At 74.7% G+C, this 7,708-nt stretch carries 7 protein-coding genes and 2 pseudogenes; 6 read left to right on the top strand and 3 right to left on the bottom strand.

Features of this window, described 5'->3' with window-relative positions; all coding sequences use genetic code 11:
* The first annotated feature begins 21 nt into the window (after positions 1–21).
* A complete protein-coding gene (locus tag AB0B83_RS24635) occupies positions 22–1,260 on the top strand; it encodes a histidine kinase (RefSeq protein WP_357580153.1) in 1,239 nt (412 codons plus the stop codon).
* Positions 1,257–1,913, top strand: coding sequence for a response regulator transcription factor (locus AB0B83_RS24640; RefSeq protein WP_357580154.1), 657 nt, complete (start codon positions 1,257–1,259; stop codon positions 1,911–1,913). The genes AB0B83_RS24635 and AB0B83_RS24640 overlap by 4 nt, the downstream gene beginning before the upstream one ends.
* A gap of 151 nt (positions 1,914–2,064) precedes the next feature.
* Here the strand turns inward: AB0B83_RS24640 and AB0B83_RS24645 are convergent, their stop codons facing one another.
* The 3 genes from AB0B83_RS24645 to AB0B83_RS24655 are packed head-to-tail and all read right to left on the bottom strand — an operon-like array spanning position 2,065 to position 4,704.
* Entirely contained in the window at positions 2,065–2,748 is a 684-nt protein-coding gene (locus AB0B83_RS24645) for a VTT domain-containing protein (protein ID WP_357580155.1), read from the bottom strand.
* The gene (locus AB0B83_RS24650) at positions 2,745–3,467 is read right to left on the bottom strand and encodes a glutamine amidotransferase (protein ID WP_132236287.1); all 723 of its coding nucleotides are present in this window, start codon (positions 3,465–3,467) and stop codon (positions 2,745–2,747) included. The genes AB0B83_RS24645 and AB0B83_RS24650 overlap by 4 nt, the downstream gene beginning before the upstream one ends.
* Positions 3,457–4,704: a MurT ligase domain-containing protein gene (locus AB0B83_RS24655; protein WP_357580157.1), complete on the bottom strand. Its 1,248-nt coding sequence runs from the start codon at positions 4,702–4,704 to the stop codon at positions 3,457–3,459. The genes AB0B83_RS24650 and AB0B83_RS24655 overlap by 11 nt, the downstream gene beginning before the upstream one ends.
* A gap of 355 nt (positions 4,705–5,059) precedes the next feature.
* Between AB0B83_RS24655 and mraZ the strand changes: the two genes are divergently transcribed.
* From mraZ to AB0B83_RS24675, 4 genes and pseudogenes are all read left to right on the top strand, one after another.
* Positions 5,060–5,491 (top strand): division/cell wall cluster transcriptional repressor MraZ, encoded by a 432-nt coding sequence (mraZ, locus tag AB0B83_RS24660; protein ID WP_132236289.1) that lies wholly within the window; start codon positions 5,060–5,062, stop codon positions 5,489–5,491.
* A 205-nt stretch (positions 5,492–5,696) separates the two neighbouring features.
* Positions 5,697–6,810, top strand: a pseudogene (gene rsmH / locus AB0B83_RS24665) (16S rRNA (cytosine(1402)-N(4))-methyltransferase RsmH).
* Positions 6,800–7,405 carry a septum formation initiator family protein gene (locus tag AB0B83_RS24670; RefSeq protein WP_357580156.1) on the top strand — a complete coding sequence of 202 codons (606 nt, stop codon included), beginning with the start codon at positions 6,800–6,802 and terminating at the stop codon, positions 7,403–7,405. Before rsmH ends, AB0B83_RS24670 begins: the two are co-directional and overlap by 11 nt.
* A gap of 5 nt (positions 7,406–7,410) precedes the next feature.
* Positions 7,411–7,708, top strand: a pseudogene (locus AB0B83_RS24675) (hypothetical protein); the annotation flags it as partial.

The following is a 7,708-nucleotide window of genomic DNA, read 5'->3' on the forward strand; positions in this document are numbered from 1 at the left end:
CGGGCTGTCTACCGTGTGCGCATGGACGCCACCGTGCCGCTGCCACGCCGCGCCGCGTCGCTGGCGCGGGCGGTCCTGCCCTGGGTCGGCGTCGCGCTGCTGCCCGTCACCGTGCTGCTCGCCCCGGCCGTCGCGTCGAGCCGGGGCGGCGTGGGGTTCGGCGACTGGTGGATCTCCGAGCGCTACCTGGTGCCGCTGCTGGCCGTGGTCCCGCCCGCCGGCCTGCTGCGCCGCCGCCCGGTGCTCGCCCTGGCCCTGATGGTCGTCGCGGCGTGCGTCATCACCGCCGCCGTCAACGTTCCGGAGGGCGGCTACCTGACCGACATCTGGTACGCGCAGTTCCTGGCCATCGACCTGGTGGTGGGGCTGATCGCGGCGAGGAGGTCGCGCCGCGTCTCGGTGCCGGTGGCCGTCGCGGTGCTCGTCGTGCAGATCACCGCTGGCTTCGTGAACCCCGCCAGCGACCCCATCAACCGGGCCACGCTCGCCGTGCTGGCGGTCGTCACCGCGTGGACCGTCGGCAACTCGGTCCGGGCCCGGCGCGGCTACGCCGCGGCCGTCCGGGCGCACACCGCCGCCGAGGCGGTCACCGCCGAGCGGCTGCGCATCGCCCGCGAGCTGCACGACATGGTCGCCCACAGCATCGGGGTGATCGCCATCCAGGCCGGCGTCGGCGCCCGGGTCATCGACACCCAACCGGCCCAGGCCCGCGCCGCGCTCGCCACCATCGAGGCGACCAGCCGCGACACCCTGGCCGGCCTGCGGCGTACGCTCGGCGCGCTGCGCCGCCCGCAGTCGGAGTCGGCGTCGCTGGACCCGACGCCGGGGCTGGACGACCTCGACCGACTGGTCGTCGCCGCCGCCGATGCGGGGGTACGGGTCGACCTGCGGCGCGTCGGCGAGCGGCGGCCGGTCCCGGCCGAGGTCGACCTCGCCGCGTTCCGGATCGTGCAGGAGGCGCTCACCAACGTGGTACGGCACGCGGGCACCGACCGGTGCCGGGTCACCGCCGAGCACGGCCCCGACGAGGTGGCCGTGGAGATCGTCGACGAGGGCCGGGGCGCCCGGGTCGGCGGTGAGGGGCACGGAATCCTCGGCATGCGCGAACGGGTCGCCCTGCTGGAGGGCCGGTTCCACGCCGGGCCCCGCCCCGAGGGCGGCTTCCGGGTGGCGGCGTGGCTACCGGCACCCCCCGCAGCGCCGGCAGCACACGTGGCGACGGAGTCGGTCGGAGCGCGGGCCGGGACGGCGGACCGGTGAGCGTCCGGGTGCTGCTCGTCGACGACCAGCCACTGGTCCGCGCCGGCCTGCGGGTCCTCATCGCCGACGCCCCCGACATCGACGTCGTCGGCGAGGCGGGTACGGGGACGGAGGCGGTGCGGCTGGCCCGCGAGGTCGTGCCGGACGTGGTGCTGATGGACCTGCGGATGCCCGGCATGGACGGCATCCAGGCCACCCGCGCGATCACCGCGCACGGCGGCGCCACCCGCGTCCTCGTGCTCACCACCTTCGACGACGACGAGCACGTGCACGCCGCGCTGCGCGCCGGCGCGAGCGGGTTCCTGGTCAAGGACATGGCGCTGGACGACATCCTCGGCGCGGTCCGGGTGGTCGCCGCCGGGGACGCGCTGATCGCCCCCGGGGTCACCCGCCGGCTCATCGCCGAGTTCGCCCGCCGGCCGACCCCCGCCGCCCCGACCCGGGCCCTCGACGGCGTCACGGAGCGGGAGCGCGAGGTGCTGACGCTCGTCGGCCGGGGCCTGTCCAACGGCGAGATCGCCGCCGAGCTGGTGATCAGCGCGGCCACCGCCAAGGCGCACGTGGCCCGGCTGTTCAGCAAGCTGGGCGCCCGCGACCGGGTGCACCTCGTCATCGCCGCCTACGAGGCCGGGCTGGTCTCCCCGGCGGGATGAGGCGAACGCAGGCGCCCCTGTCCCCGCCGCTTCCGTGCCGCGTTGCGTCCGCCCGCGCCCGATCTTGGCAAGAAACGGCCCCTGGAGGGGCACTTTCGTCCCAAGATCTCCCAGACAGCGCGGTGGGCGCAGCGCGGAATCGGTGCCGGGGTCAGCTCGGCCCGAGCCGGCGCTGCCGCTCGGCGCGCCACCAGCGGTGGATCAGCACGACGCTGGCGATCAGGCCGAGGGCGGCCGGCGCGACGCCGAACCAGTTGACGTCGCCCGGGGAGGTGACCGTCGCACCCACCGCCGCGTAGCCGAACGCGGTGGGCGCGGAGGCGATCACGCTGCCGGCGAGGAACGGCAGCACCCGGGCGCCGGTGGTGCCGTAGCCGTAGCTGACCAGCCCGAAGCCGGCGATCGGCAGCAGCCGTACGGTGACCACGCCGAGGACGCTCTGGCGGGCGAACCAGCCGTCCAGCCGGGCCAGCCGGCCGCGTACCCGCTCGGCGACGAAGTCCCGCCCGAGCAGGCGGCCGACCGTGAAGCCCAGCGCCGCAGCGAGCAGGGCGGCGCCCAGCGCGTACGCGGCGCCCTCGAGCGCACCGAAGATCGCGCCCGAGGCGAGCGTGATGAAGGTCCGGGGGACCAGCGCGACCAGCAGCAGCGCCCCGCCGAGGACCGCCGCCACGGGGGCGAGGCCGCCCAGCCGGTCGGCCAGCCCGGGCAGTTCCCGCGCCTCGGGCAGGTCGACGACGAGCAGCACCGCCCCGAAGGAGGCGAGCAGGAGCAGCAGCAGGGCGAACCGGACGGCCGACGGCTGCCGCAGCAGCCGCCGGACGGCCAGGATCATGCCCGGGCGGCGGCGGCCACCGCGGTGCGGCGCTCGGCGCGCAGCCGGTCCGACCAGGTGTCGTCGAGCGGCGGGAGCTGGTGCGCGCCGGTGGCCCAGCGCAGCAGCAGGTCCGCCAGGGCGGGATTGCGGGCGAGGGCCGGGCCGTGCGAATACGTGCCGAGCAGCTTGCCCCGCCACGCCCCCTCGGTGGCGCCGTCGTTGCCGACCCCGGCGGTGACCCGGGCCAGCGGGGAGACCCCCGGGCCGAGGTGGGTGCGCCCGCCGTGGTTCTCGAACCCGGTCAGCGCCGGCACGCCCAGCCGTGGGTCGATCTCGCCGGCCAGCTCGCCGACGGCGCGGGTCGGCCCCCGGTCGGAGGAGAGGTCGAGCAGCTCCAGCCCGGCGCAGAGGGTGCCCTTGGCGAAGAAGGAGGTGCCGAGGAGTTGGTAGCCGGCGCAGACCCCGAACACGACCGAGCCCTGGGCGACCGCCCGGTGCAGGCCGCCGTCGGCGAGCAGCCGCTGCGCGCCGAGCGCCTGCGGGCCGTCCTCGCCGCCGCCGATGAGGTAGATGTCGGCGGTGGAGGGGAGGCGCTGGTCGGAACGCACCTCCAGCACCTCGACCGGGAAGCCGCGCTGCCGCGCCCGGCGGGCGAGGATCAGGGCGTTGCCACGGTCGCCGTAGGTGGAGAGCAGGTCGGGGTAGATCCAGACGATGCGCAGGCTCTCAGTTGACACGGTCCAACTCCGCTCGGATGTCCTGGAACGCGGTGTAGTTCGCGATGACCTCCAGGCGCCCCGGGGGCACCGACCGGACGGCGTCGTCGAACGTCCGCACATGCTGGAAGGGCACGTCGTTGACCTCGAGCCGGACCGCGAGGTCGTACGCGCGGTCCCCGGTGATCAGCACCTGCCGGCCCCGTAGCGGGGCGAAGTCGACGTCGAAGAGCCACGAGGTGTCCAGCCCGTCGGGGTCCCGGGCGTTGATGGAGAGCAGCGTCGGGGCGACGTCGGCCATGTCGAAGGCCTCCAGCCAGCTGGCCGGGTTCTTCGCCAGCAGCAGCCGGATGTTGCGCCCGTCCCGGTCGACCTGCGCGTAGCGGCCCGCGACGGAGGCGACACTGCCGAGCTGGAGCACCGCGTCCACCGGCCGGACGCCGAACTCGGCGGCGACGGCCAGCGCGGTCGCGGCGTTGCCGACGTTGACCTTGCCGGGGAGCTGGAGCTTGACCTTGTGCCAGGCGCCGGTCGGGTCGAGCACGCCGTCGTCCTCCACCGTCCACTGTGGCTGGGGCCGGCGCAGCGGGCAGCCGCTGCACCACCACTGGTCGCCGGAGCGCTGGATGGTGGAGCCGCACTCCGGGCAGACCCAGGAGTCGTCGTGCCAGCGTTGCCCGGCACTGAACCAGGTGACCTGCGGCGGGGCGATGCGGTGGTCGTGGTTGGGCGGCGGGGTCGCGGCCCAGACCACCATCGGGTCGTCGGCGTTGGCGACGACGCGGACGTCGGTGTGCCGGACCAGCGCGGCGCGCCAGAGCTGCGCCATCATGGCGACCTCCTTGGCCCGGTCGAGCTGGTCGCGGGAGAGGTTGAGCAGCGCCACCACGTGCGGCTCGGTGGCGTCCAGCACCTGGGCGAGGTAGTGCTCGTCCACCTCCAGCACCGCGTAGGGCGTGCTGCCGGCCTTGGCGAGCGCTGAGGTGTGCCCCGTCGGCATGTTGGCGCCGAACGAGTTGGTGGCGACGCGGCCGAGCACCCCGACCGCCGCCGCGGTGAGCCGGGTGGTGGTGGTCTTGCCGTTGGTGCCGGAGATCAGGGCGATGGCGCGCCCGGCCGACAGGTGGGCCAGCAGGTCCGGGTCGATCTTGAGGCCGATCCAGCCGCCGATCACCGAGCCGTCACCGCGCCCCGCGGCCCGCGACAGCGCCGCGGCGGTCCGCGACACCGAGCTTGCCACCTTTGCCCGCAGGGGCATCTTCGCGTCCGTCACCCGAGCGAGGTTACCGGACCGGCGACCCCGCCAGATCGCCGCCGACGGCGAACCGTTCGGCCGGGGTCGTCCGGCGGGGTGGTCGGGACGCGCTCAGCCGGACGGAGTCGATCTATGTCGGAAAGCGGACCGGCCCGGCGGGCCCCGCGGCCCTCCACTCCGCTCCACCCCCGTTGACGTGCGGTTTTGCGCGCCGAAAGGCCGCGCCACGCGGGCGATTCTGGTTGCGGGTGGAGGGAAGTGGAGTAGAGTGGGGCGCAGTGGTGAGGCCGGGAGGGCCCACCGGCCCGGGGGGTCAGCGGCGCCGCGAACGCCGCTCAAGGGCGAGGGGGTTGGGCCGATGTTCCTCGGCACCCACACCCCGCGCCTGGACGACAAAGGCCGGTTGATCCTCCCGGCGAAGTTCCGGGACGAGCTGGCGGGGGGTGTCGTGATAACCAAAGGGCAGGATCGCTGCCTCTACGCCTTCCCGATGCCCGAGTTCCAGCGGATCGCGGAGCAGTTGCGCGCGCAACCGATGACGAACAAGGCGGCCCGAGCCTACAGCCGGGTCTTCTTCGCCAGCGCGCACGACGAGGTGCCCGACAAGCAGGGCCGGGTGACGATCCCGGCTCACCTGCGGGACTACGCCGCCCTCGACCGGGATCTGGTCGTGATCGGCGCGAGCACCCGGGTGGAGATCTGGGACAAGGCTGCCTGGGAGACCTACCTCGCGGAGAGCGAAGACGACTTCGCCGACATCGAGGAGGGGGTGCTGCCCGGCGGTCTGTAGGGCGTGACGGCGCCCGACGTACTGCGAGATCTCCACCCGCTTTCGAGTTCCTGGCACCCCTTCCCCGGTGCCAGGCGCACGATCCGATCGGAGGGCCGCGGCCTCCGGTGGGCGGGAGCGGATGGGGATCTGGCGGTACGACGGCACGGCGTCGTCCGACGACAGGCGCGTGAAGGACGAAGGTTTCACACCAGTGGGGGTCGACATGGGGGAGCTACGCGGCACGCACGTGCCGGTGCTGCTCGAGCGGTGTCTCGAGTTGCTGGCCCCCGCGCTGGGCCGGGGCGGGCGGACGGTCCACGTCGACGCGACGCTGGGCCTGGCCGGGCACGCCGAGGCGGTGCTCGAGGCGCATCCGGAGACGGTGCTGATCGGGCTGGACCGGGACACGGAGGCGCTCGCTCACGCACGCGTCCGGCTGGCCCGCTTCGCCGACCGCGTCCACCTGGAGCACGCCGTCTACGACGAGCTGCCGGAGGTGCTCGACCGGCTGGGCTACCCGGCGATCGACGGCATCCTGTTCGACCTGGGCGTCTCCTCCCTGCAACTCGACGCACCCGACCGCGGGTTCGCCTACGCGCAGGACGCCCCGCTGGACATGCGGATGGACCAGACCCGGGGGGTGACCGCCGAGGAGGTGGTCAACACGTACGCCCATCCGGACCTGGCCCGCGTGCTGCGGGTCTACGGCGAGGAGAAGTTCGCGGGCCGGATCGCCTCGGCGATCATCCGCGAGCGGGAGCGGGCCCGGATCACCTCGTCGGCGCGGCTGGCCGAACTGGTCAGGGAGTCCATTCCGGCACCCGCCCGACGAACCGGGGGACACCCGGCCAAGAGAACGTTTCAGGCTTTACGGATCGAGGTAAACAAGGAACTGGCAGCGCTGGAGACGGCGCTGCCAGCCGCGCTCGACAAGCTCAACGTGGGCGGCCGCATGGTGGTCCTGTCCTACCACTCGCTGGAGGACCGGCTCACCAAGGCGGCGCTCAGCGACCGGGTCCGCAGCAAGGGCCCGGTCGACCTCCCGGTCGAACTGCCCGGGTCGGGTCCGACGTTCCGGCTCCTCAGCCGGGGCGCCGAACTTCCCGGGGAGGCGGAGGTCGCCGCGAACCCGCGGGCCGCGTCAGTGCGGCTGCGGGCCGCGGAGCGACTCGACCCGGACGCGGCACAGCAGGGCGGTACCGACCGCGAACGGTACCGCCGGCGGGTAAAGGCGATGCACCAACCAGGGGCGGGGTCTCCCGGATCCGACACGGATCCGACGGACCCCGGGGGACGGGACAGGGACGGACGAAGAGGGGGAGGGACATGACTATTGACAAGCGCGACCGTCGGGACATCGCCGGCGGCGGGCAGCGCGCACCGCGGTCGGGGGGCCGGACCGCGGCGGAGCGGGCCACGCGCATCGGGACCGGCGCGCCGCGGGCGGACCGCGCGAACCGGCAGGGGGAGACTCGCGCCCGGGGGGCGCGCGAGTTCCCGACCCAGGGCAGCGCCGCGCTGCACCCGGCCGAGCGGGACAGCGCCGGCACGGCCCGTCCGCCCCGGCTGCGGGTGGCGCCGCCGCCGCCGGTGAAGGTGCCGCGGGCACCCTTCGCCGCCCTGGTGCTGGTGCTGGTGGTCGGCGGGGTGCTCGGCATCCTGGCGGTCAACACGAAGATCAACGAGAACGCCTTCCGGCTGGAGAAGCTCCAGGAGCAGCAGGCCAAGCTCGACGTGGAGCAACAGCAGCTCAACAAGGAGATCGCCGACGCGGAGGCCCCGGGCAACCTGGAGGCCCGGGCCCGCCAGCTCGGTCTGGTGGAGGCGGGCGAGCCGGCCTACATCCGGCTGCCCGACGGCAAGGTCATCGGCGTGCCGCAGCCCGCCGGGGGCAAGCCATCGATCACCAGCCAGCAGGGCGCGGGAGGCTGACGACCGTGCCGCCGAGATCGGAGGAACCGCGCCGGGACGCCACAGGCTCCCGGCGCGGTTCGTCGCGCAACGGCGGGGGCCGGGGCGGCGAGCCGCGCTCCGGTGAGCCGGGGGTCGGTGGCATCTCCGACGCCCGGGCGTACACCCCGCGCGGACGCACCGTGCGCGAGCAGCGCGCCGGCGGTCGCGCCGAGCGGGACGCCGACGCCGGCCCCGCCGAGCAGCGCCGGACGGTGGACGGCCGGGTCGCCCACTCCACGCTGCTGGAGGTCTTCACCTCGGAAGGATTCGGAACCATGGTCG

This window comes from Micromonospora sp. NPDC049060 (assembly GCF_040649055.1).
GTDB lineage: Bacteria > Actinomycetota > Actinomycetes > Mycobacteriales > Micromonosporaceae > Micromonospora > Micromonospora reichwaldensis.

What these genes read in the sequence shown, in the direction of transcription:
- AB0B83_RS24635 (WP_357580153.1), top strand. Translation starts at nt 22, where the DNA reads ATGGACGCCACCGTGCCGCTGCCACGCCGCGCCGCGTCGCTGGCGCGG.
- AB0B83_RS24645 (WP_357580155.1), bottom strand. Translation starts at nt 2,748, where the DNA reads ATGATCCTGGCCGTCCGGCGGCTGCTGCGGCAGCCGTCGGCCGTCCGG.
- AB0B83_RS24655 (WP_357580157.1), bottom strand. Translation starts at nt 4,704, where the DNA reads ATGCCCCTGCGGGCAAAGGTGGCAAGCTCGGTGTCGCGGACCGCCGCG.
- mraZ (WP_132236289.1), top strand. Translation starts at nt 5,060, where the DNA reads ATGTTCCTCGGCACCCACACCCCGCGCCTGGACGACAAAGGCCGGTTG.
- AB0B83_RS24670 (WP_357580156.1), top strand. Translation starts at nt 6,800, where the DNA reads ATGACTATTGACAAGCGCGACCGTCGGGACATCGCCGGCGGCGGGCAG.